This is a genomic window from Methylocystis silviterrae (assembly GCF_013350005.1).
In the GTDB taxonomy this organism is placed as follows: domain Bacteria; phylum Pseudomonadota; class Alphaproteobacteria; order Rhizobiales; family Beijerinckiaceae; genus Methylocystis; species Methylocystis silviterrae.
The window spans coordinates 154,714-176,968 of the sequence record NZ_JABVWW010000002.1; the positions used below are offsets into that span (position 1 = coordinate 154,714).

Here is a 22,255-nt window from a genome sequence, read left to right on the forward strand (position 1 = left end):
ACAAGGCTTTATATGGCGGCGGCCAATCGCCGCACAGAAAGGAGGACTGTGCAAAAAAATCAAGACCTTGCGCAAACGACTGATGCTTGATTTTTAACGGTTTTTCTTATGCAGAAGATACGTGCGAAAAGTGGTCGCCGGCCGGTCCCTGCCTCATTGACAAACGTCTCGTCTCTGCCTGTGCGCTAATTGAAACGCATGACCACCAATCCCCTGAGTGTTGGCGTCAACGTCGAACCTCGCGACTGTCCACAATACGCGGGTCAGGCGGAGCGCGTTTTCTTGGGTGGCCGGCAGCCTTACATCTTTGACAGCTTTTGCAGCTTGAGCAGGTCGAGGGCGAGAGTCGGGGCCTCCCCTGGCAGGCGGGTGAATCCGTGATGCAGGTAAAAGGCTTCGGCGGCGGGCGAGATCGCATGGACGATCACCAGCCGCGCCGAGACCTCCGCCCCCGCCCGCAGCGAGCGCCGCACCGCATCGGCAAGCAGCGCGCGTCCCAATCCCTTCCCCTGCCATGCGCGATCGATCGCCAGACGCCCGAGCGTCACCGCGGGAATCTGTCTCGGCATGTTCCGGCGCATGGAGCCTTTGACGTCCTGCGAGAGGATTTGCCCCATGCTCAAGGCGAAATAGCCGACAATCCGGCCCGACCCGGCGGGGCAAATCACATAGGTGCGGCTGGCCGCGAATTGCATATTGTCCCATGCGCGATTGCGGAGCCAGTCATCGAGCACGGGTTCGCCACAGTCGAACGATGCCGCATCATGCGCTTGCGTCAATAAAACGGGCGGACCGAATAAAGGCGCTGCGTCAGTCACTCTGCCACGGGGCTTTGGATTGAAGGATGCGCTTCATACCTGCCGCCTCGTCTTGCGTCGCTTCGGCATCCATCCAGTCCATGATTTTTTGGAAAGTTTTCGCATCTGCGTAGATGGTCGACTGGTCGAGCAGAATGTTTTTGGCCTCTTTGAGCGCCGAGGCCATCATGAATTGCGAACGGTTCGACCCCACCAGTTCCGCAGCCTGGTCGATCAGCTTCTTGTCCCGAGCGCGGGCGCGCAGGTGAATGTTGACTTCGGCGGATGGGCGGGGGCGACTGCTCATTGTCACAACATATCGAGATGTGTTGACAACTACAACACAGTGTCGTTGTGGATTTTTGCAGCCGGCCTGCGGCGTTGGCGAGCGCGCCATCCGCGCGCTATGAGAGCGGTATGACCACGAAACCCCTCCGCCTCGGCGTCAACGTCGATCATGTCGCCACCGTCCGCAACGCGCGCGGCGGTCCGCGGCCCGACCCCGTTCGCGCCGCGCTGCTCGCCATCGAGGCCGGCGCCGACGGCGTCACCGCGCATTTGCGTGAGGATCGCCGCCACATCCACGACGACGACATGGCGCGGCTGAAGGCGGCGATTTCGAAGCCGCTCAATTTCGAAATGGCGGCGACCGAGCAGATGCTCGACATCGCCGTCGCGACAGCGCCGCACGCCGTCTGTCTCGTGCCGGAAAAGCGCACCGAGCGCACGACTGAGGGCGGCCTCGACGTCGTCGGCCAGCACGACTACCTGCTGCCTTACGTCGATCAGTTGACGCGGGAAGGCGTGCGCGTCTCGCTGTTCATCGAGCCGTCGGCAGAGGCGATTGACGCGGCCGTCTCCATCAAGGCGCCGGTCGTGGAGCTCCATACGGGCGCCTGGTGCCACGCCGTCGAGGTTGGCGATATGGGCCGAGCCGAGGCGGAATTCACGCGGGTCGCCGAAGCCGCCGCCTATGGCGCCGCCCTCGGCCTCGAAATTCACGCCGGGCACGGCCTCGATTATGAGACGGCGCGCCGCGTCAGCGCCTTGCCGCAGATCGTCGAACTCAACATCGGCCATTTTCTCATCGGCGAGGCGATATTCGTCGGGCTCCCGGAGGCGATCCGGCGGATGCGTGAGGCGATGGAGCAGGGCCGGGCGCTAGCCTTCTAGGGCCAGGGCGCGGCGCGGCGGATCGCAAGCGCGGGCGTTAGCGTTAATCCCGATCGGACGGAGACGCGCTCGCCGAGCGCGCTAAGGTGGCGGGCGGTCATCCATTTGAAGCCGGCCCGGGACTATCTTTGGCTCGGGCGAAGGTTCTCATGGAAGCTGTAGCGTGTTAAGCCGGGCGGCCGGGCGGGCCGACGCCGCCCCAATGCATGAGGAGTGAGTCGGCTTGAGCAGGAACGTTCCGGTGGCTGAAAAACGCGAAGAGGGCGGGGTTCTCGAAACCATCAAGGTCATCCTTCAGGCGCTGGCGATCGCGCTTGTCATCCGCACGCTGCTCTTTCAGCCGTTCAATATTCCTTCGGGCTCGATGATCCCGACGCTGCTGATCGGAGATTATGTTTTCGTGTCGAAATACGCCTACGGCTATTCGAATTACTCGATGCCGTTCGGCCCCGACATTTTCTCCGGCCGCATTCTGGCTTCGCCCCCCAACCGCGGCGACGTCATCGTCTTCAAACTGCCGCGGGACAATGAGACCGACTATATCAAGCGCGTCATTGGCCTTCCCGGCGACCGCATCCAGGTCATCGACGGCCGGCTCTATATCAATGGCGTCATCGTGCCCCGCACCCCGCTCGAAAAGGAAGTGACGGAGAATCGCGAAGGCCGCGAAGTCCCCGTGACGACCTATGAGGAAACCCTCCCCGGCAACGGCGATCATCCCGCGGTCGAACATACGATCATCGAAATCGAGGGCGATCACGGCATCAACGACAACACCGAGCTGTTCGTGGTGCCGCCCGACCACTATTTCATGATGGGTGATAATCGCGACAACTCCACCGATTCGCGCATCGCGCCAGAGCTTGGCGGCGTCGGCTTCGTGCCCTTCGTCAATCTCGTGGGCCGCGCCGAGATCATCTTCTTCTCGGTCAGGAAGGACGAATCGGCGCTCGCCTTCTGGCGCTGGCCGTGGTCCGTGCGGTGGGACCGGCTGTTCCGGCCCGTTCATTGATCGGACGCACAGGCGTGACATGACGCGCGGCCGCGAGAAGGGGCTCGCTGATCTCGAGGCGCGTATCGGACATGACTTCGCCGATCCGGCGCTGCTCGGCCGGGCGCTGACGCATGTCAGCGCGTCGCCAGCCCGGCGCGATTCATACGAACGGCTGGAGTTTTTGGGCGACCGCGTGCTCGGCCTCGCCGTGGCGCACATGCTCTATGACGCCTTTCCAAACGAGAGCGAAGGCGAACTGTCGCGCCGCCTCGCGGCGCTGGTGCGCAAGGAGACCTGCGCCGAGGTGGCCGAAGTCTGGGGCGTTGGCGCGGCGATGCGGCTCGGCGAGGGCGAGGCCCAGACCGGCGGACGCGGCAAACGCGCCTTGCTCGGCGACATTTGCGAAGCGATCATCGGCGCAGCCTTTCTCGACGGGGGCGCCGCTGCGGCCGAACATATCGTTCGCAAGGCGTTCAGCGACCGTATGGCGGCGAGCGGCCAGGATTTGCGCGACGCGAAGACCGCCTTGCAGGAATGGGCTCAGGCGCGCGGCCTCGCCACGCCGCGCTACCAGCTCGTCGCCCGCAGCGGACCGGATCACGCGCCCTTCTTCGAGGTCGTCGTGGAGGTGCAAGGATTTGCGGCGGCGCCCGGATCGGGCGCCTCGAAACGGGTCGCGGAACAGGCTGCTGCGGCGGCATTTCTGGCCCGCGAAGACGCGGCCAAAGGAAAGGGCGACACATGAGCGGCGACGACGAATTGGCGCCGGAAGGCACGCGCTGCGGCTTCGCGGCGCTGGTCGGCGCGCCCAACGCCGGCAAGTCGACGCTGCTGAATCAACTCGTCGGCGCCAAGGTCTCGATCGTGTCGCGCAAGGCGCAGACGACGCGGGCGCTGGTTCGCGGCATCGCCATCGAGGGCGCGGCGCAGATCATCCTTGTCGACACGCCGGGCATCTTCAAGCCCAAGCGGCGGCTCGATCGCGCCATGGTCGCGAGCGCGCTCTCGGGCGCCGCCGACGCCGACGTGATCGCGCTGCTGATCGACTCCCGCAAGGGGATCGACGAAGAAGTGGACGCGATACTGGGGCAGCTTCAGCACGCCAAGGCGCCCAAGCTCCTTGTCCTGAACAAGATCGATCTCATTCCCCGCGAAAGGCTGCTGGCGCTGGCGCAAACGCTGAACGCGCGCGAGAAATTCGACGAAACGTTCATGATCTCGGCGCTGAAAGGCGACGGCGTCGACGATCTGCGCCAGGCGCTGGCGCAGCGCATGAGGCCCTCGCCCTGGCTCTATCCCGAGGATCAGCTCTCGGACGCGCCGCTGCGGCTGCTCGCCGCGGAAATCACCCGCGAGCAGATCTACGAGCGGCTGCACGACGAATTGCCCTATCAGTCGACGGTCGAGACGGACTCCTGGACCAATCAGAAGGACGGCTCGGCGCGCATCGAGCAGACGATCTTTGTCGCGCGCGACAGCCAGAAGAAGATCGTCATCGGCGAAGGCGGCCGCACCATCAAGGCCATCGGTCAGGCGGCGCGCCGCGAGATCGCCGAGGCCGCCGAACAGCCGGTGCATCTCTTCCTGTTCGTGAAGGTCCGGGAAAATTGGGCCGATGACCCAGAGCGCTATCGCGAGATGCGCCTGGATTTCCCCAAGGGCAAATAATATCGGCCAAGGTCGGGTGATTCGCGCGGCGCTGGAGAATCGAATGTCGGACGTACGCAAGGCGATGACCGCCTATCGTTTTCTCACCGGGCCGGACGACGCGGCGTTTTGCCATCGCGTCACAGAAGCGTTGAGCCTCGGCTGGCGACTCCACGGATCGCCGTCGCTCACCTTCGACCCGACGCAAAACCGGGTGATTTGCGGCCAGGCTTTGATCAAGGATGTCGAAGGCTTAGAGTACAGGCCGGATATGAAGCTTTCCGAAGTGTGAGCCTGACATGGAATGGCGCGACGACGCTCTCATCCTCGGCGCGCGTCGGCATGGCGAAACTTCCGTCATCCTCGAGGTGATGACGCGCGGACACGGCCGCCATCTTGGTCTCGTGCGCGGCGGTCGCTCGCGCCGGCTCCGTCCGATTCTGCAGCCCGGCAATCTCGTCGCGGCGCAGTGGCGCGCGCGTCTTGAGGACCATCTCGGCGCCTTGACGGTCGAGCCGCTCGCCGCCCGCGCCGCCTATTTCCTCGACCGCGCCGCGGCGCTCCATGGCGTCGTCTCGCTCTGCGCGCTGCTGCGCCTGCTGCCGGAGCGCGACCCCCATGAGGAATTGTTTGAAATGGCCGACGCCATTGCGGCGCTGTTCGGCGACATTCGCGCCGGCGAAGGCGCCGCGACGATGTTGGCGCGATTCGAGCTTGCGCTGCTCGGCGCGCTCGGCTTCGGCCTCGATCTCAACGCCTGCGCGCTGACCGGCGCGAGAGACGATCTCGCCTATGTGTCGCCGAAATCCGGCCGCGCGGTGAGTCGCGCCGCCGGCGCGCCGTGGCGCGACAAACTCCTGCCCTATCCCGACTTTCTTCAGCATGAGAGCATTGTGGCGGAACAGGCCGATCTCATCGCCGCGTTCCGTTTGACCGGATATTTCCTGACGCGCGACGTGCTCAAGCCGCGCGGCGTCGCGCTGCCGGCGGCGCGCGAACTTTACGTCGGCGCTCTTTTGCGCGTGGCGTGAGGAAAAAACAGGGGACGCGTCGGCGAATCGCTTAGAGCGCTTCCCGGGCACATGGAATCATGTGATCGGAAAGAAATCGCTCAAAATCAAAATGTTGGAGCAGGTTCTCATCGAAAAAGCCTGTCAACTTTTTTGGAACCTGGTCTAGCGGCCCTTGTCGCCGCAAATATAGCGCGATTCATGGCTGCTGACGCCGTAGCCCTGATCGATGTCGACGAGCACCTCGCGGCAGAGCGCCTGCATCTCTTCGTCAGCGTCGCGCGCCTGAGGCGCGCGGTCCTGCGCGGCGACCGTCGAGCCGGCGACCGTCATTTGCGATCTATCCAAGGCGAACGAGGCGGATGTTACGAGCAGCGCGGCGATGAGCGACGAAAGCAGTTTCTTCATGGACGCCATGTTTTGAAAGCCGCGGAAAACCGGCGAAAATTCGACCGCGCCGATCCGCGCCATCGCTTCGCAAGCCTTCTAAAGGACGAAACGCGGCGTCTGCAATACCTTATTTGCTACGATTCCGCACAAAACGCAGCCGATGCGTCGACGACGCCCTTTCAGAGTTAAAGAGCCGCCTCGAAATCCTTCGCTTGCGCCGACGCCCCCGCGGCCATAGTACCGATCACAAAGGCAGAATCGGGTTTTTGAAATGGCGCAAAAAGGCGGCGGGGGAAGCGGAAAAGCCAAGGGCGCAAGCGACGTTAGCGTGATTGCGCCGGTCGATCTGCGTGAGGCGCTCGAAGAGCGCTATCTGCGTTACGCGCTTTCGACGATCACCGGCCGCGCGCTGCCCGACGCCCGCGACGGGCTTAAACCCGTGCATCGACGCATACTTTACGGCATGCATATTCTTCGCCTCGACCCCGGCGCGCCGTTCAAGAAATGCGCAAAGATCGTCGGCGACGTGATGGGCTCGTTCCACCCGCATGGCGATCAGGCGATCTATGATGCGCTGGTGCGCCTGGCGCAGGATTTCTCCTCGCGCTATCCGCTCGTCGACGGGCAGGGCAATTTCGGCAATGTCGACGGCGATTCGGCGGCCGCCTATCGCTACACCGAGGCGCGCATGACGGCGGTCGCGCGCTCTCTTCTTGAAGGCATCGACGAAGACGCGATCGACTTCATCCCCAACTATTCCGGCGAGGAGAAGGAGCCGGTGGTGCTGCCGTCGGCGCTGCCCAATCTGCTCGCCAATGGCGCGCAGGGGATCGCCGTCGGCATGGCGACGTCGATCCCGCCGCATAATCTCGCCGAGCTGTGTGATGCGGCGCTCTATCTCATCTCTCACCGCAAGGCGACCGCCGAACAGCTGCTGACCTTTATGCAGGGGCCGGATTTTCCGACCGGCGGAATCGTCGTCGATAAGCGCGACGAGATCATCGAGACCTATCGCACCGGGCGCGGCTCCTTTCGTGTGCGCGCGCGCTGGATGAAAGAGGAGCTGCCGCGCGGCGGATGGGTCGTCGTCGTCACGGAAATCCCCTACGGCGTACAGAAGTCGCGCCTCATCGAACGGCTCGCCGAACTCATCTCTGAGCGCAAACTGCCGCTCGTCGCCGATGTGCGCGATGAATCGGCGGAAGACGTGCGCATCGTTTTTGAGCCGCGCGCGCGCACGGTCGATCCGGCGCTGATGATGGAGACGCTGTTCAAGCTCTCCGAACTCGAAACGCGCTTCACGATGAACATGAATGTGCTCGTCGACGGCGTGACGCCCCGCGTCGTTTCACTCGACGAGGCCTTGAGGCAATGGCTCGACCATCGCCGGACCGTGCTGCAGCGCCGCTCGCGCCATCGCCTCGCCGCGATCGTTCGGCGCATCGAGCAGTTGGAAGGCATGGTCATCGTCTTCCTCAATCTCGATGAGGTGATCCGCATCATCCGCGAAGAGGACGACGCCAAGGGGGAATTGAAAAAGGCGTTCAAGCTGACCGACCTGCAGGTCGAATACATCCTCGACACGCGGCTGCGCGCTCTGCGCCGGCTCGAAGAAATGGAGCTGAAGAAGGAGCTCAGCGAGCTCTCGGCCGAGCGCAAGGAGATCGAGTTGCTGCTCGCCGATGAGGACAAGCAGTGGAAGACCATCGCCTGGCAGGTGCGCGAACTCAAAAAAACCTATGGTCCGCAGACGCCGAAGGGCAAGCGGCGCACGACATTTGAGGACGCGCCCGAGGCGATCGATCTCGACCTCGCCGAAGCGATGATCGAACGCGAGCCGGTGACCATCGTCGTCTCGAAGAAGGGCTGGATTCGCGCGCTCAAGGGTCATGTGCAGGATCTCTCGACGCTGCAATTCAAGGGCGACGATGAACTCGGCGCCTCCTTCTTCGCGCAGACGACGTCGAAAATCTTGGCGCTCGCGTCGAACGGCAAGGCCTATACGCTCGATGCTTCAAAACTTCCGGGCGGGCGCGGACATGGCGAGCCGATCCGGCTCTTCGCCGAGATCGAGGAAGGCGCCGATGTCGTCGCCGTTCTGCCGCATGTCGCGGGCGCCGCGCTGCTGCTCGTCACGAATGACGGGCGCGGCTTCGTCGTGAGCGAAGACGATCTCTTATCGTCGACGCGCAAGGGGCGCGCGGCGCTCAATGTCGAGCCGCCCTCTATATTGAAGATCGTGACGCACGCGGAGGGCGATCATATCGCCATCATCGGCGAGAACCGGAAGCTGCTGGTGTTTCCCTTGAGCGAAGCGCCGCGCATGGCGCGCGGCAAGGGCGTGCGCATGCAGCGCTACAAGGACGGCGGCGTCGCGGACGCGAAGGTCTTTGCGCTGAAGGACGGCCTGACATGGACCGACGCCTCGAACCGCGTCTTCACGATCGACAAGGCGGAACTCAAGGACTGGATCGGCCACCGCGCCGAAGCGGGACGACTGCCGCCGAGAGGATTTCCGCGGAATAATCGGTTTGGGTGAGGGCAATTTGTGTTGGCCCACTCCTCTGACGATGATGTGAGTGGATAATGGACCGCCCCAGTCAGCGCCTCATTTCGTGGCGGCCGCCAGTCCGGCTGCGGCTATGTCATGCGAGATTGCAGAGACATCCATCTGGTAAGCGCCGGAGCGCAGCAGCCCGATCAATTCGATCGTAGATTCTCGCCATGTAAGAGTCGCAACGCGAGGCGGCCGTTTCTCGTCTGAGAGCGCTTGCATGAGGGCGTCTGCGAGGCTCGCCGAATCGAGGAGATCGAAATAGCGCACATCCGAGCCGCCAAGTTCACGAAATTGGGGGATGTCGCTGGCGATGATGGGGGCGCCGCATTGTGCGGCCTCCACCAAGGGCAAACCAAAGCCTTCGGCGAAGGTCGTGAACACGGCCGCGCACGTCTCGCGGTAAAGGTGGCGCAAATCCGCATCACTCGCGTCGTCTAGCCAGAACAGACGCCGTCCCTTTTCCTCATGCTGCCGCAAGCGCTGTTCAAACGCCCGGGCGTTCCACCCGGGTCTGCCAACAATGACAAGGTTGACGTCTATGTTGTCGGCCCAAAGACGTTCGAAAGCCTCGATCGCGACCGGATAGCCTTTGCGCGTCTCGACTGTGCCGACGCAGAGAAAAAATGGGCCTTGCGTCGCGATTTCGATTGCGGCCGCGGCTGGTTCTCTGGAGGGTTCAGCCGATAGATTGGCGCCCAGCCGCCACCAGCCGATTTTTTGGCTCCTGCACCATTTGTATCGCATCATCGCATACTCGGCATAGCACTTCGCGGAACTCCGAGAAATTGCAACGACCGCATCACTCCGGGAGACGACTTCGCTGAGCCAGGTCTCAAAGGCGATCACGAGTTCGGGTCCGTATAACGTCGGATAGAGGACTGGAAAAAGATCATAAACGCCAGCTACGACAGCGCCGCCTTGTTCTCTGAAGGAGCTGATGGCGTGCGCATAATTGTCCACATTGTTCCAGCCAGCGTCTAGCAACAGGAGTATATCGCCAGGGCGCGCTTCGATCCTGCCCATCACTCCGTCTATTTCGGCTAGGATAAGTCCCCCGCGAATCTGGACCGGTTGGCCGTTTCCCAGTTCCGTGACGTAATGAGCGGTCTCGCTGACAACGCGTTGAATGCCCGTCACTTTGTCAAAAAATTTAGTGTCTGTGACATCAACGTATATGCATGGCTGGTCCCCGGGCGCGATCGTAATGAGCGGGAACTGTTGCTGCGGGGCCGGCCGTGGGGCTTCCTCTTCACGTTGGGCCGCGGGCGCCGCGCGGCGTTGCGGAGCAAGCACTCGTGACAATGTCCAGTACAGCTCCAGCATCCTACGATAGGCGCCGCGCGTAAACGGATCGACATCATACGTCGTGTCTGCTTTTTGAGCCTCGAGCTTATAGAGCCTTTCCGCTTCAATCTGACTGCGCAAATAGCCAACAACTTTGCGGTGATCACGTTGCGCAACTGTCACGCTGGCCTCAAACATCCGGGTTAAACCTGACAAAGCGAACGAGAAACTATTGATCGTTTCTGCGTTCATCTGACTTCTGAAGCGACAGTCTTGATGCCAACTTAAGCGACGTCTAATCGTTCCGGAGTCGAGACCGGAACGATTTGGCCAGCGCCGTGTAGGTTTTCTAAAGTAGTGACCTTAGTTGTCCTTTAGGGGCAACTCCTGCGGATACAATGCCGCTCTCTATAGATCCGCTATCGGTAAATCAATCCATGACTGGCGAAAATGATGATTCTTGGCGCGGTTGGGAAAAAGTCCCGACGCGCGGCTTAGTCGAAGATCCACGCATCTTCATGACGCGCGCAATTTGCTCCCTCTCCTGCGCGAAGCGCGGGGGAGGGTTGGGGGAGGGGGCTTTTCCTGAAAGCTTCCGCAGGAAGTTCAATCCGTCTTCGAAAAATCCGGAATCTTGAATCCGAGCTTGCCCTGGCGCCACAGCGTGAAGGCGACGCCGCCGGCCACGACGACGAAAACGGCGAAGGCGATATAGAGATAGAATTCCTCGTCGGTGACGAGGCCGACCGAGAACGGGTGCCGGCCTTCAAAGCGCTTGGCGCCGTCGTCGCTCGTCAGGCGCGCATAGAGCACGTATTCGCCGGGCTCCTTAAAATTCTGGTCGAAATTCACCATGCCGTTGCGAAATTTCTGCACCGGCAGGCGGCCGACGATGTCGGCTTCGGGGTCGGCGTCGCCGTTCGGCCCGTTGCCGCGCAGGATGCGGATGTCCCAATTCATGTCGCGCAATTCAGTGTCGGCGGCGTCGAGCACGATGACGCTCGGGCCGACGTCCGGCAGCGTGATGCATTCCCGATCGACGTTCTTCTTGGGCTGCATGGCGACGAATTTCATCGATTTGCCGCCAAGATCGATCGGACATTCCGGATCGTAATAATGCCAACCGGCGGCTGTCGCGGCGCATGGAGACAGCAACGACGCCGCGATAACGACGAGCGCAAAGCCCAGTAGAATTCTGCTCAAGGTCAACCTCGCCCCTCACATGCCGGCGTCGAGATAGGCCAGCATCTGATCCATGGCAAGCGCCGGCTCGGCGCAGCGCGCGTCGCCGACGATTCTGGCCGGCACGCCGGCGACGGTCTTGTTGGCGGGCACCGGGTCGAGCACCACGGAGCCGGCGGCGATCATGGCGCAGCGGCCGATTTCGATATTGCCGAGGATTTTCGCGCCGGCGCCGATCAGCACGCCGCGCCTGACCTTGGGATGACGGTCGCCGCGCGCCTTGCCGGTGCCCCCTAACGTCACGCCATGCAGCATCGACACTTCGTCTTCGACGACGCTGGTCGCGCCGATGACGACGCCGGTCGCGTGATCGATGAAAACGCTCTTGCCGATCACGGCGGCGGGGTGGATGTCGACCTGGAAGGTCTGCGACGAGAGGCTCTGCAGGATCAGGGCGAAGTCGCTGCGGCCGTTCTTCCACGCCCAATGCGCCAGCCGGTAGGTCTGCAGCGCATGGAAGCCTTTGAAATAAAGCGCCGGCTCGATCAGCCTTGTGCAGGCGGGGTCGCGCTCGAGCACGGCGAGCAGGTCGGCGCGGAAGGCCTCGACCAGTCCAGGCTCGCGCGCGGCGCATTCTTCGAACGCCTGGCGGATGGCGATATAGGGGGCCTCCGGCCGGTCGAGGCGCTGCGCCACGCGATGCGCGACGACGCCCAGGACGCCGTTCTGCGAAAGGATCGCCGGATGCAGGAAGCCGCCGAGCTCCGGCTCGCGGCGCAGCACGTCCTCCGCCTCCGCGCGCAGCCGCGCGAACAACGGATCGTTCTGGGCGAAGTCGATGATTTTCGCGCCATATTCGCGCGTTTCGGCGCCCATCCGCCCCTCCTTGGTCAGGCAATAATATAGCGGAGCGCTCGGACAATAGCACGGGCGCCCGCCCGCGAGCGTTAAGGCCGCGTGTCCAGGAACTCCAGCACCGCCTGCTTGTAGATCCTGTCGCCGACAGCCCGGTTGTGGTCGCGGCCGGGAATATCGACCACGCGGGCGTTGGGGAAGAACTCGGCGAGCGGGAGCGGGTCGCCGGCGACGTCATCGCGCGTGCCGACGCAGATCAGCACCGGCGCGGTGATGCGCGCGAGCAACTCAGGCTCGACGGACTTGCGGGCGCCGCGGACGCAGGCGGCGAGGGCGGCGAGGTCGCTGCGGGTGGATTCGGCGAAGCCGCGGAATATCTTGAGCGTCGAATCGTCGATGTCCTCGATGCGCTCAATCTCCATGGCTTCGGCAAGGCCGCGCGGTAGGCCGGAGTTCTCGATGAGATTTTCGCCGATGCCGCCGAGGATCAAGGAGCGCACGCGCTCGGGCGCGGCCAGCGCCAGCACCGTGCCGATGCGTCCGCCGAGCGAATAGCCCATGACGTCGGCGCGCGGGATCGACAAATGGTCGAGCAGATGCACGATGTCGGCGGCCATGAGGTCGAGACTATATTGCGCCGGATCGTACAGCTTGGCGGAGCGACCATGGCCGCGGTTGTCGAAGACAATGACGCGGCGGCCGTCTTCGGTCAGCGTCTTGACCCATTGCGTGAACAGCCAGTTCACGGCATGGGTCGAGGCGAAGCCATGCACGAGGACGATCGGTTCGCCGCGATCTTCCGTTAAAGGCTCGAAATCCACATAGGCTATCTCGACGCCATCCGACAGGAACGTTTCCATTAGAAATCCCATTTAGAGCCTTTTATCTAAATACTTGCGCCGTCGACGCAAGGCTGCGCGCGGCGAAAGTAAATGCGCTATTGCCATTCGCGTCGCTTGCCGGTAAACGAGCCGACACGTCGCCATAGCCCGTTTAACGCACGGGGACTATGGCGAAGCAGGCGCCCGTAGCTCAGCTGGATAGAGCACCAGACTACGAATCTGGGGGTCAGAGGTTCGAATCCTTTCGGGCGCGCCATCCTATCAAAGCTCACAAGTCAAAAAGGCTGACGAGCTACTAGCCCTTCCCCCGCGCGGGTCGCCCAAAAGTTGATGGCGAAAGACGTGCTGAGCGCTCGCGATGGCGCAAATCACCACCGAACGTCCATTTGCGCGCCGCAGCCTGCGCGGGACGATTTTGAGGGTGGAAGGAATACAAAAACGAGCGGTCATAGCGAAACGCGGGAGGCCCCAAACCGGGGTAACCGAGACGCTCCGCTTCCATGTCGCCATCCTTCCAAGCCTGCATTGAGGGCAAAGGAGGCGCCGGTCTGAGCCAATTTCAACGATTGCTCCCGCGCGTCTGGCCGCCGGCCACATCGATTCGACAACGGCTCACCGCCATCGCTGGCCTTGTCTGAACGGTAGATAGGTCCATATTTTCCGCAGGGTCGGCCGCCATTTGGGCAAAGTCGGCTTGGTGGAGACGCCACAATGATCGAAACATTGATAGGACTCATCTTTCTCGTCATCATCATCGGGGTTTTTTGGTGGGCCGCGACGACCTTGCTCCGTGTCATTCCTCTCGCGGAGCCATTTCGAACGGTTGTTCACGTGCTCGTCGTTTTGGTCGGGGTGTTCATCGTTCTTTATGTGGCGCAGATGTTCCTGGAGGCAGCCGGCATTAAAGTGCCATGGCCCAAGTTTGGCGAAGTGAAATCAATACACTTGGTCATGCCGGCCTGAGTGATCCGTTCACACTGACGTGGACCCGCGCAGCTGCACCGCTCAGGTGCTGCTGACGAGTCTTCAAACGCATGCGGACACCGCTTGCCGAAAAGTTTTCGTGCAGCGATCTTTCGTTGTCCGCAGGCTCGACCTCAGCAATCTTAGCCCCTCAAGCAGGCGCTTTGCGGCTCTTCGAGTCTGAGCAGATTGTCGTCGGGAATACTCAGGTCGTCGACGACCTCTCGCAAAGCGATGCGTTTTCGTCGCGCTTGGCATGCTGAAGGTTTTGCTTTCGTTGCTGGTCAAGAATTCAGCGACATATTGTTGTCAGGGATTCGCCCACTTCTTTTTTGTCTGTCTATATCTCCCATATGATGTGCGCGATCTCGGCGAGGTCATCCGGACCGACGCAGTTATGTGGACAAGCCAAAGCCGGCGCCATCGCACGGAAAAGGAATGCACATCATGGATACCCAGACGCTCCTCCTCATTATTATTGTTGTTCTCCTGCTTGGCGGCGGTTGGTATGGCCGTGGACGTTGGTTTTAGGCGGCAGGCAGGCGCTCCGCCGCCGCGGTTCATGGTTAAATAAAACAACGGCTCCTGGCGCCCGATCATGCGGCGGGCGCTAACGCTTGGCCTTGAGGGCCCCGTCACCGGTCACGCAGATTTCTTCGAAACCTTCTCGCGCCAGGTCATCCGGAAGGGTGAGCTGAACCTTGACTTGCTACCGGCAAGCATCCGGTCTCTCGGGAGAGGTTCGAATCCTTTCGGAGGCGCCACGTCTTTTCCGTTAAAGCCCTGCCGACTTCGGGACGATTGCGCCTGCGCGCAGCCGGCGCTATGAAGTCGCCGTCCATCCAAAGCGACTTACGTCGACTCGTATCGGCGACTGAGCGCGACAGGAGCGCAAACATGGTAGCGGTTACATTCCCCGACGGGGCGTCCCGTCAGTTCGAGCCCGGCGTTTCGGGCGTCGACATCGCCAAGAGCATCTCTCCCTCTCTCGCCAAGCGCAGCGTCGCCATGACGCTCGACGGCGCGCTTGTCGACCTCGCAAGCCCGATCGCGCGCGATGCAAAAATCGAATTCGTCACGCGCGAAGATCCGCGCGCGCTGGAGCTCATCCGTCACGACGCCGCGCATGTGCTGGCGGAGGCGGTGCAAGAACTCTATCCCGGCACGCAGGTGACGATCGGCCCCGTCATCGAGAACGGCTTCTATTACGATTTCTTCCGCGCCGAGCCGTTCACGCTCGAAGACCTGCCGGCGATCGAAAAGAAGATGCGCGAGATCGTCGCGCGCGACGCCAAGATCACGCGCGAAGTCTGGAGCCGCGACGACGCCAAGCAATGGTTTCTGACCAAAGGCGAGATTTTCAAGGGCGAACTCATCGACGCGATCAAGTCCGATGAGCCGCTCTCGATCTATAAGCAGGGCCAATGGCTCGACCTTTGTCGCGGTCCGCACCTGCCCTCCGTCGGCAAGGTCGGCACGGCCTTCAAGCTGATGAAGGTCGCAGGCGCTTATTGGCGCGGCGATTCGACGAAGCCGATGCTGTCGCGCATCTACGGCACGGCCTGGACGACGCAGGAGGAGCTCGACGCCTATCTGCACCGGCTGGAGGAAGCCGAGCGGCGCGATCACCGCCGCTTGGGCCGCGAGATGGACCTGTTCCATTTTCAGGAGGAAGGCCCCGGCGCGATCTTCTGGCACCCGAAGGGCTGGGCGCTGTTCCAGAACGTCATCTCCTACATGCGCCGGCGCCTGAAGGCCGACTACCAGGAAGTCAACGCGCCGCTGCTTCTCGACAAATCGCTGTGGGAGACCTCCGGCCATTGGGAGTGGTTTCGCGAGAACATGTTCGTCTCAGCGCCCGCGCGCGAACAGACGGACGAAGATCGGCTGTACGCCATCAAGCCGATGAATTGTCCCGGCCATATCCAGATCTTCAAACATGGCCTGAAGTCCTACCGCGATCTGCCGCTGCGCATGGCCGAGTTCGGCGTCGTGCATCGCTATGAGCCGTCCGGCGCGCTGCATGGCCTGTTGCGCGTGCGCGCCTTCACGCAGGATGACGCGCATGTCTTCTGCACCGAAGCGCAGATGGCCGAAGAGTGCCTCAAGATCAACGATCTCATTTTGTCGACCTATTCGGATTTCGGCTTCGAAGAGGTTGTCGTGAAGCTTTCGACGCGCCCCGAAAAGCGCGTCGGCTCCGATGAGGCCTGGGACGAAGCCGAGGCGATCATGACGCGGGTCTTGAGTGACATCGAAGCGCGCTCGGGCAATCGGATCAAGACCGGCATCAATCCGGGCGAGGGCGCGTTCTACGGCCCCAAGTTCGAATATACGCTGCGCGACGCGATCGGCCGCGAGTGGCAATGCGGCACGACGCAGGTCGACTTCAACCTGCCGTCGCGCTTTGGCGCGTATTACATCGGCCCCGACAGCGAGAAGAAGACGCCGGTGATGATCCATCGCGCGATCTTCGGCTCGCTCGAACGCTTCACCGGCATTCTGATCGAGCATTTCGCCGGACATCTGCCGCTGTGGCTGTCGCCGCTGCAGATCGTCATCTGCACGATCACGCAGGAGGCCGACGACTACGCCTATGAGGTCGCCGCCGCGGCGCGGAAGCTCGGGCTTGCGGTCGAGGTCGACGCGCGCAACGAGAAGATCACCTACAAGGTGCGCGAACATTCGCTGGCGAAGGTTCCCGTGCTGCTCGTCGCCGGCAAGAAAGAGGCGGCCGAGCGCACGATCTCGATGCGCCGGCTGGGCTCGCAGGCGCAGACGCAGCTTTCGCTCGAGGAGGCGTTAAAGCGGCTTGCGGAGGAAGCGACGCCGCCGGATCTGCGGGGGTAGTTTTATCGCAAGGGCTGACGCCGGAGCGCAATCCTTTTCCCATTGGGAGAGGGGGTCCGGCGGAGCCGGGTCGGGTGAGGGGCCGTTCCCCTTACACGTCAGGCGCTTTCCCCTCATCCGTCGCGCTTCGCGCGCCACCTTCTCCCCATGGGAGAAGGGATGCCCGCCTTTTTCAGTGACGAGCTCGGGGCGCCGCAAAACAAAAGCCCCGCCGCAAGGCGACGGGGCCAAGTGTCAAAACAGAAGGCGAAGCTTTAAGCGCTCGCGGCCGCCTGCTTCTTCTCGATTTCGCGCTTGAGCGTTCGGGCGTTCTGCGACAGCTCTTCAGTCTTCGCCTTCACCAGGAAGGCGTCAAGCCCGCCGCGATGTTCGACCGACCGCAGCGCGGCCGCGGAGATGCGCAGCCGCACCGAACGCGCCAGCGCCTCTGAGGCGAGCGTCACATTGACGAGATTGGGCAGAAAGCGGGTCTTCGTCTTCCGATTGGAATGGCTGACGAGATTGCCGGACTGCACGCCCTTTCCGGTCAGCTCGCAACGGCGGGACATAACGGTTCCTTTCGTTCTATTCTTCCACGCGTCGACCGCGGCGTCAGTCGCCCGCGGTCGCCAGCAGAGGGTGAAAAAGACAGCGAGGCGCGACGCCGATGCGCCGAGCCTCGTTTGCGGGCTTATAGAGGCAAAGCGCGGCCGGCGTCAACCAACAGGCGCCGCCATGCGACCGCTCGCTGCGGCGCACACGCCTCTAGACATCGGCTTCGTTCTGGGTTCTAAGCCTCCCATCGCTCCGGGCGAGGCCGAGGCGCGCGCCCGCGCGCCGTTCCTTTTGCCGGGAATCTTTGAGAGATCGAGGGGCTGGAGACTGTCTCCAGCCGCGCGTCGCCTATTGGCCGCGTAAGACGCGAAAATCGAGGGAAAGGTTGGGGAGATTCAATGGCCAAAGCGATTCTGCACATGCTCAGCACGTTGAAGCATATGAGCCCCTTCGATGTGAACATGGCCCTCGACGCCGGCTATGACGCGGCGATTCCCTACACCAATGTCACGCTGGACGAAGTCACCGCGCTCGTGCAGGACGCGATGTTTTCGCGCGCGCCTTCGGCGGCGCTGCGCACCGGCATCTTCTTCGCCGGCCGCGACGCCGTGCTCGCGCTCGACATGATGGACACGGCAAAGAAAGCGCTGCTCAAGCCCTTCGAAGTGTCGCTCTTCGCCGATCCCTACGGCTCCTTCACCACCGCCGGCGCCATGGTCGCCTGCGTCGAAAAGATTCTGCGGGAGAAGAAGCAGCGCGAGCTCAAGGGCTCGAAAGTCGTCATCTATGGGGCGACGGGCGTTGTTGGCTATTCCGCCGCCGTCATCTCGGCGCTTGAAGGCGCAGAGGTCACCGTCGTCGGCTATAGCGGCCTCGAGCGTGTCGCCAAGCTCGCCGACGAAATGTGCAAGCGTTTTAACATCAAGGTCGCGCCTGCCGACGGCTCCACGCCCGAACAGGTGCGTGCGCTTCTTTGCCAGCATGAAATCGCGCTGTGCGCGGCGCGCGCCGGCGTCCAGGTGCTGTCGAAGGACGATCTCGCCGCCGCCAAGGATCTCTTGATCGCCGCCGACGTCAACGCCGTGCCGCCTCTCGGCGTCGAAGGGTGCGGCCTGCATGACAATGGCGTCGTGGTCTCGCCTCACGGCGCCCTGGGCATCGGCGCGCTGGCGATCGGCAACGTCAAATACGGCACGGAGTCTGGTCTCTTCAAGAAGATGGCGACGTCCGACGAGCCGCTCTGCCTCGACTTCCGTCACGCTTTCGCGTTGGCCCGCGAACTCGTGTGACGTCTCGCGCGCTTGCCAGGCCCCGCGCCTTGGCAAGGCTGCGCAAAAATGGTTGAGTCCGCGCCGCGTGCGTGGGCTCTCATCGCCGCGCCCCCGCGTGCGGCTCGTGTAGGGCGCTCGTGAATCCGGCGCCAGAATTCTGGGAGAAAAACATGGCTTTGATCAACAAAATGCTGGTCGGCGAGTCGCTGGTCGGCGACGGCAATGAAGTTGCGCATATCGATCTGATCATGGGTCCGCGCGGCTCGGCGGCCGAGCTCGCCTTCGCCAACGCGCTCGTCAACAATAAGGACGGCTTCACGACGCTGCTCGCCGTCGTCGCGCCGAACCTTCTGTGCAAGCCCAACACGATCCTCTTCAACAAGGTGACGATCAAGGGCGCCAAGCAGGCCGTTCAGATGTTCGGCCCGGCGCAGCATGGCGTCGCCAAGGCCGTTGCGGATTCGGTCGCCGAGGGCGTGATCCCGGTCGACGAAGCCGACGACATCTTCATTGCGGTCGGCGTGTTCATTCACTGGGACGCTTCGGACGACAAGAAGATCCAGGACTATAATTATACCGCGACGAAGGAAGCGATCGCGCGCGCCGTCAAGGGCGAGCCGAAGGCTTCGGAAGTCGTCGCCAAGCGCAACGAAGCCAAGCACCCCTTCGCGCCGAACTGAACCGCGCAGCATCTTCGAAATTGAAGGGGGGCCGCGCGGCTCCCCTTTTTCTTTTGGGAGAGGCGGATGGCGGCGGTCATCGGCTGGGATATCGGCGGCGCCCACGTCAAGGCGGCGCGCGCGGATGACGGGCGCCTCACGGCGGTCGTTCAGATCGCCTGCGCCCCGCATGAAAGCGTCGCCAGCCTGGAGCAGGCGCTAGGCGCCGCGCGCGCGGCGCTCGGCGAGGCCGAGCGTCATCGCCTGACAATGACGGCGGAGCTCTCCGACGCGTTCGAAAGTCGCTCGCGCGGCGTCGTTATGGTGGCCGCCATCGCAGCGCGCGAGATCGGCGTTCCTGACATTCTCTTTTACGCCGGCGAACGTGGTTTCCTCACTCGCGACGAGATCGGCGCCCATGTCGACGCCGTCGCTTCGGCCAATTGGCGCGCCTCGGCTGAATTCGTCGCGCGCCATTGCGCCGAGGCGCTGTTCATCGACATTGGATCGACGACGACGGACCTTGCGCCGATTTGCGCCGGATGTGTCGCGGCGCGCGGGGCGAGCGACGCCGAGCGCCTCGCTTATGGCGAACTCGCCTATGCCGGATTTTCACGCGGCGCGCCTCAGGCCTATGCGGCGCGCGCGCCGATCGCCGGACGGTGGACGCCGCTCGTCAACGAGGCCTTTGCGTCGATGGCCGACGTGCGGCGCGTGCTCGGCGATCTCCCCGAAGGCGAAACCGACGCCGACCTGTCGCCGACGGCGGACGGTCGTCCGAAGACGGTTGCGGCGTCGCGCGCGCGGCTGGCGCGTATAGCCGGGCGCGACGCCGCCGAATTGAGCGATGCGCAATGGCGCGCCTTCGCGCAGTATCTTGCGCGCGCGCAATTGCGCGCCATCGAAGATCAGATTGCGCTGCTCGAATCGCGTGAGGCGATTGCGTGTGACGCGCCGATCGTCGGCGCCGGCGTCGGCCGCACACTCGCTGCGCGTCTGGCTCATGCGCAAGGCCGAACATTCATTGATTTCGCCGATCTGATCGCGGCGCCGCCGGCTTTGGCTGCAAGTGCCGCGAATTGCGCGCCGGCTTCGGCGCTGGCGTTGCTCGATCTGTCGTAGCGTCCCTTAAGGCAAGGTCGCCCAGAGCGCCTATCGATCACATGGAATCATGTGATCGATAAGGAATCGCTCAAAATCAGAATGGTGGAGCAGGTTCTCGTCGAAAAAGTCCGTCAACTTTTTCGGAACCTGCTCTACTGCGCTGCGCCTGCTTTGGCGTGCTGATGCGCGTCGATCTTCGCCTTCACCATGTTCCAGGCTTCGCGCTCGGCCTCGCCGGCGGTTTTGTCGATGGCGATCTGCAGATAGGCGAGTTCGCTCTCGATTTTTTCACGCGGAAGCATGTCGAGCCGAGTCGCGAGAATCGCCGCTTCCAGCACGGCGGCGCGCGCCCGGTTCATGCCGAGAAAGGCGCGATGCGACTCAATTCGCCTCACTCTGCAGAAGAAGCGCGGCCGCGACTCGTGCTCCTCGACGCGCGCGACGATGAGTTCGGCATGCGCCAGCGCGGCGGAGAGGCGCGGCGCCGGCCAGTCTTCAATGTCGGTGAGCGGCCAGTTGCGTTGGCCGGCGACGAGTCCGGCAAAAATGCGCGCGTCGTCAGTGAAACTCGCCGTCAGTTTCGGATTATGCGTGAGATTGAACAAAGTCGACGATGGACGAAACGGCGCCGCGATCCAGTAGCCGTGTTCCTCGATCAATCCGAGCGGCGCGATGTGCGGTCGACCTTCCGGCGACAGCGTCGTGACGACGCATTCATGTATCAGAGGCATCTTTCGCAGGTCCTTCGCCCGCTTTGCGCATCGTGTGACCCATTTCCTTGAAGCGGGTCGCGTCCTCTTCGTTGACGTCCGACGCGACTCCGAAGTCGAGCGGCTCGTCTTGACGATAGCGCTTGCCGAGCTTGTAGGCGATCTCGGCTTTCATCAATTCCGCGCCAAGGTAAAAAGCGTGGGCGCCGTCATGTTCGACGGCAAGATGCGGGAAGAGCGCCATCGCGTCTGCCGCGACATGGTGGAATCCTTTGGCGTAGATGTGCACGCCGTCCTGGGTCGTATCTATGCGGAAGTTAGCATCGCGCAGTTCGCGCGCAAGCGCGGCAATCTCTTCCGGCGTTGCAGCATAAGGTTTGCGGTCGTGGATCTGCAGCAGGGCGTCGCTATAGCCTTTCGGCAGCGCGCGGTCGGCGCGCGCCGCAAACATCAAGCGTCTCGCTGCATCGTGCTCCTGCAGCGTCCGCCGCGTATGTGGGGACACCTGCACCGTCAGCAGATGCCGGATATCGAGTTCGGAACATATGCCGAGCATCGCCGCGGTGACGCCGGCGGAGTCGGCGTCGGTAAGCTCCGTGAGATTGCCCGTTCCCATCATGATCTCGGCCTCAGGCTCTCGGGCCCGTAGTTCGACGTAGCGGGAGATCGAGGCGGCAAGGCCGAAATGAATCGGATCGAGGATCGGATCGAGAATGGCGCTGATTCCGCGCGCGCGCGCGCGGCGCGCGGCGCGCTGCAGCGAGTCGAGATCGCCGTGCGGCCGCGGCGTCAGAATCGGAATAACGGGCGAATTGTCGGGAAGGATCGACAGCGTTGCTTCGTCCAAACTCAAGAGGTGGTCGACGCCGGCCTTCGCCGCGCGTTCAAGCTCGGCGACATTGGCCGAGTCGACGCTCACCTTCAGGCCGTGGGCCTTGAGCGCCACGATCGTGTCCTCGAGATGAATGAAAGGCGTATCCGGCAGACAGCCGAGATCGATGACGTCGGCGCCGCCCGCGGCGAGTTCGCGCGCCTTGAGCGAAATATCCGCGACGCTCATCTTTGACGCGTCGACGATCTCGGCAAAAATCTGCATGTCGTAGCGTGAGAGATCCGGCGCCGCGCCGCCGCGCCCGAGATAGGCGGGAAGATCGGCGATCTCTTCCGGCCCGCGTTCAAAAGCGACGCCGAAATCCTCCGTCAGCACAGCGAGGTTGGCGCGACAGCGCCCGGGCAATATGACGCGGTCCGCTTGCACGGGTCGCGGCAGGCGACGATGAATGATCTCCTGGGTCATGAGCGCCGCGACCTTCACGCCAATGTCGTGGATACGCCACTCCTGCGCCGCTTCGCCGAAGCTCGCGACCATGCGCTCCAACCGCGGCAGTGCAAGATGGCCGGTGAGGAACAGCAGGCGCTCGCTCATGCGGAGC

Annotated in this window: 22 protein-coding genes and 1 tRNA gene; 13 read left to right on the top strand and 10 right to left on the bottom strand. The window is 62.9% G+C overall.

Features of this window, described 5'->3' with window-relative positions; all coding sequences use genetic code 11:
* Positions 1 to 299: 299 nt before the first annotated feature.
* Both HUN39_RS02600 and HUN39_RS02605 read right to left on the bottom strand, forming a co-directional pair.
* Complete coding sequence (locus tag HUN39_RS02600) at positions 300 to 818, bottom strand: GNAT family N-acetyltransferase (protein WP_175092955.1); 519 nt, start codon at positions 816 to 818, stop codon at positions 300 to 302.
* Complete coding sequence (locus HUN39_RS02605) at positions 811 to 1,194, bottom strand: type II toxin-antitoxin system TacA family antitoxin (RefSeq protein WP_232365864.1); 384 nt, start codon at positions 1,192 to 1,194, stop codon at positions 811 to 813. Before HUN39_RS02605 ends, HUN39_RS02600 begins: the two co-directional genes overlap by 8 nt.
* A gap of 20 nt (positions 1,195 to 1,214) precedes the next feature.
* Here HUN39_RS02605 and HUN39_RS02610 point away from each other — a divergent pair, with 20 nt between their 5' ends.
* The 6 genes from HUN39_RS02610 (at position 1,215) to recO (ending at position 5,642) form a co-directional block, all read left to right on the top strand.
* Entirely contained in the window at positions 1,215 to 1,970 is a 756-nt protein-coding gene (locus HUN39_RS02610) for a pyridoxine 5'-phosphate synthase (RefSeq protein ID WP_175092956.1), read from the top strand.
* A 241-nt stretch (positions 1,971 to 2,211) separates the two neighbouring features.
* Positions 2,212 to 2,982 carry a signal peptidase I gene (gene lepB / locus HUN39_RS02615; RefSeq protein ID WP_029652039.1) on the top strand — a complete coding sequence of 257 codons (771 nt, stop codon included), beginning with the start codon at positions 2,212 to 2,214 and terminating at the stop codon, positions 2,980 to 2,982.
* 19 nt (positions 2,983 to 3,001) lie between these two features.
* A complete protein-coding gene (gene rnc, locus HUN39_RS02620; protein WP_175092957.1) occupies positions 3,002 to 3,709 on the top strand; it encodes a ribonuclease III in 708 nt (235 codons plus the stop codon).
* Positions 3,706 to 4,632 carry a GTPase Era gene (gene era / locus HUN39_RS02625; RefSeq protein ID WP_175092958.1) on the top strand — a complete coding sequence of 309 codons (927 nt, stop codon included), beginning with the start codon at positions 3,706 to 3,708 and terminating at the stop codon, positions 4,630 to 4,632. The genes rnc and era overlap by 4 nt, the downstream gene beginning before the upstream one ends.
* A gap of 64 nt (positions 4,633 to 4,696) precedes the next feature.
* The gene (locus tag HUN39_RS02630; RefSeq protein ID WP_109026617.1) at positions 4,697 to 4,903 is read left to right on the top strand and encodes a DUF1737 domain-containing protein; all 207 of its coding nucleotides are present in this window, start codon (positions 4,697 to 4,699) and stop codon (positions 4,901 to 4,903) included.
* Positions 4,904 to 4,910: 7 nt separating this feature from the next.
* A complete protein-coding gene (gene recO / locus HUN39_RS02635) occupies positions 4,911 to 5,642 on the top strand; it encodes a DNA repair protein RecO (RefSeq protein ID WP_175092959.1) in 732 nt (243 codons plus the stop codon).
* Between the two features lie 144 nt (positions 5,643 to 5,786).
* Here the strand turns inward: recO and HUN39_RS02640 are convergent, their stop codons facing one another.
* On the bottom strand, positions 5,787 to 6,092 hold the full coding sequence (locus tag HUN39_RS02640; RefSeq protein ID WP_175092960.1) for a hypothetical protein: 306 nt from the start codon (positions 6,090 to 6,092) through the stop codon (positions 5,787 to 5,789).
* Between the two features lie 190 nt (positions 6,093 to 6,282).
* Here HUN39_RS02640 and parC point away from each other — a divergent pair, with 190 nt between their 5' ends.
* Positions 6,283 to 8,550: a DNA topoisomerase IV subunit A gene (parC, locus tag HUN39_RS02645; protein ID WP_175092961.1), complete on the top strand. Its 2,268-nt coding sequence runs from the start codon at positions 6,283 to 6,285 to the stop codon at positions 8,548 to 8,550.
* 69 nt (positions 8,551 to 8,619) lie between these two features.
* Here the strand turns inward: parC and HUN39_RS02650 are convergent, their stop codons facing one another.
* The 4 genes from HUN39_RS02650 to HUN39_RS02665 form a co-directional block, all read right to left on the bottom strand.
* A complete protein-coding gene (locus HUN39_RS02650) occupies positions 8,620 to 10,104 on the bottom strand; it encodes a glycosyltransferase family 4 protein (RefSeq protein ID WP_175092962.1) in 1,485 nt (494 codons plus the stop codon).
* Positions 10,105 to 10,458: 354 nt separating this feature from the next.
* The gene (locus HUN39_RS02655) at positions 10,459 to 11,055 is read right to left on the bottom strand and encodes a hypothetical protein (protein ID WP_232365865.1); all 597 of its coding nucleotides are present in this window, start codon (positions 11,053 to 11,055) and stop codon (positions 10,459 to 10,461) included.
* 15 nt (positions 11,056 to 11,070) lie between these two features.
* A complete protein-coding gene (cysE, locus tag HUN39_RS02660; protein WP_175092964.1) occupies positions 11,071 to 11,910 on the bottom strand; it encodes a serine O-acetyltransferase in 840 nt (279 codons plus the stop codon).
* A gap of 71 nt (positions 11,911 to 11,981) precedes the next feature.
* On the bottom strand, positions 11,982 to 12,749 hold the full coding sequence (locus HUN39_RS02665; RefSeq protein ID WP_175092965.1) for an alpha/beta fold hydrolase: 768 nt from the start codon (positions 12,747 to 12,749) through the stop codon (positions 11,982 to 11,984).
* Between the two features lie 161 nt (positions 12,750 to 12,910).
* On the opposite strand from HUN39_RS02665, the gene HUN39_RS02670 reads away from it, so the two are divergent.
* From HUN39_RS02670 to thrS, 3 genes are all read left to right on the top strand, one after another.
* Positions 12,911 to 12,987 (top strand) — tRNA-Arg (locus HUN39_RS02670).
* 455 nt (positions 12,988 to 13,442) lie between these two features.
* On the top strand, positions 13,443 to 13,694 hold the full coding sequence (locus HUN39_RS02675) for a hypothetical protein (RefSeq protein WP_175092966.1): 252 nt from the start codon (positions 13,443 to 13,445) through the stop codon (positions 13,692 to 13,694).
* An 897-nt stretch (positions 13,695 to 14,591) separates the two neighbouring features.
* Positions 14,592 to 16,544, top strand: a complete 1,953-nt coding sequence (thrS, locus tag HUN39_RS02680; protein ID WP_175092967.1) for a threonine--tRNA ligase — start codon at positions 14,592 to 14,594, stop codon at positions 16,542 to 16,544.
* A gap of 254 nt (positions 16,545 to 16,798) precedes the next feature.
* Here thrS and rpmB read toward each other — a convergent pair whose 3' ends face one another.
* On the bottom strand, positions 16,799 to 17,092 hold the full coding sequence (gene rpmB / locus HUN39_RS02685; protein WP_175092968.1) for a 50S ribosomal protein L28: 294 nt from the start codon (positions 17,090 to 17,092) through the stop codon (positions 16,799 to 16,801).
* A gap of 384 nt (positions 17,093 to 17,476) precedes the next feature.
* On the opposite strand from rpmB, the gene HUN39_RS02690 reads away from it, so the two are divergent.
* The 3 genes from HUN39_RS02690 to HUN39_RS02700 all read left to right on the top strand — a co-directional run bounded on the left by HUN39_RS02690 (position 17,477) and on the right by HUN39_RS02700 (position 20,130).
* Positions 17,477 to 18,367 carry an NAD(P)-dependent methylenetetrahydromethanopterin dehydrogenase gene (locus HUN39_RS02690; protein WP_175092969.1) on the top strand — a complete coding sequence of 297 codons (891 nt, stop codon included), beginning with the start codon at positions 17,477 to 17,479 and terminating at the stop codon, positions 18,365 to 18,367.
* A gap of 152 nt (positions 18,368 to 18,519) precedes the next feature.
* Positions 18,520 to 19,029, top strand: a complete 510-nt coding sequence (fae, locus tag HUN39_RS02695) for a formaldehyde-activating enzyme (protein ID WP_018406101.1) — start codon at positions 18,520 to 18,522, stop codon at positions 19,027 to 19,029.
* 66 nt (positions 19,030 to 19,095) lie between these two features.
* On the top strand, positions 19,096 to 20,130 hold the full coding sequence (locus HUN39_RS02700; protein WP_175092970.1) for a hydantoinase/oxoprolinase family protein: 1,035 nt from the start codon (positions 19,096 to 19,098) through the stop codon (positions 20,128 to 20,130).
* Positions 20,131 to 20,264: 134 nt separating this feature from the next.
* On the opposite strand, the gene HUN39_RS02705 is transcribed toward HUN39_RS02700, so the two are convergent.
* Positions 20,265 to 20,843: a DUF447 domain-containing protein gene (locus HUN39_RS02705; RefSeq protein ID WP_175092971.1), complete on the bottom strand. Its 579-nt coding sequence runs from the start codon at positions 20,841 to 20,843 to the stop codon at positions 20,265 to 20,267.
* A complete protein-coding gene (locus HUN39_RS02710) occupies positions 20,827 to 22,248 on the bottom strand; it encodes a DUF6513 domain-containing protein (RefSeq protein WP_175092972.1) in 1,422 nt (473 codons plus the stop codon). The genes HUN39_RS02705 and HUN39_RS02710 overlap by 17 nt, the downstream gene beginning before the upstream one ends.
* Positions 22,249 to 22,255: the final 7 nt, after the last annotated feature.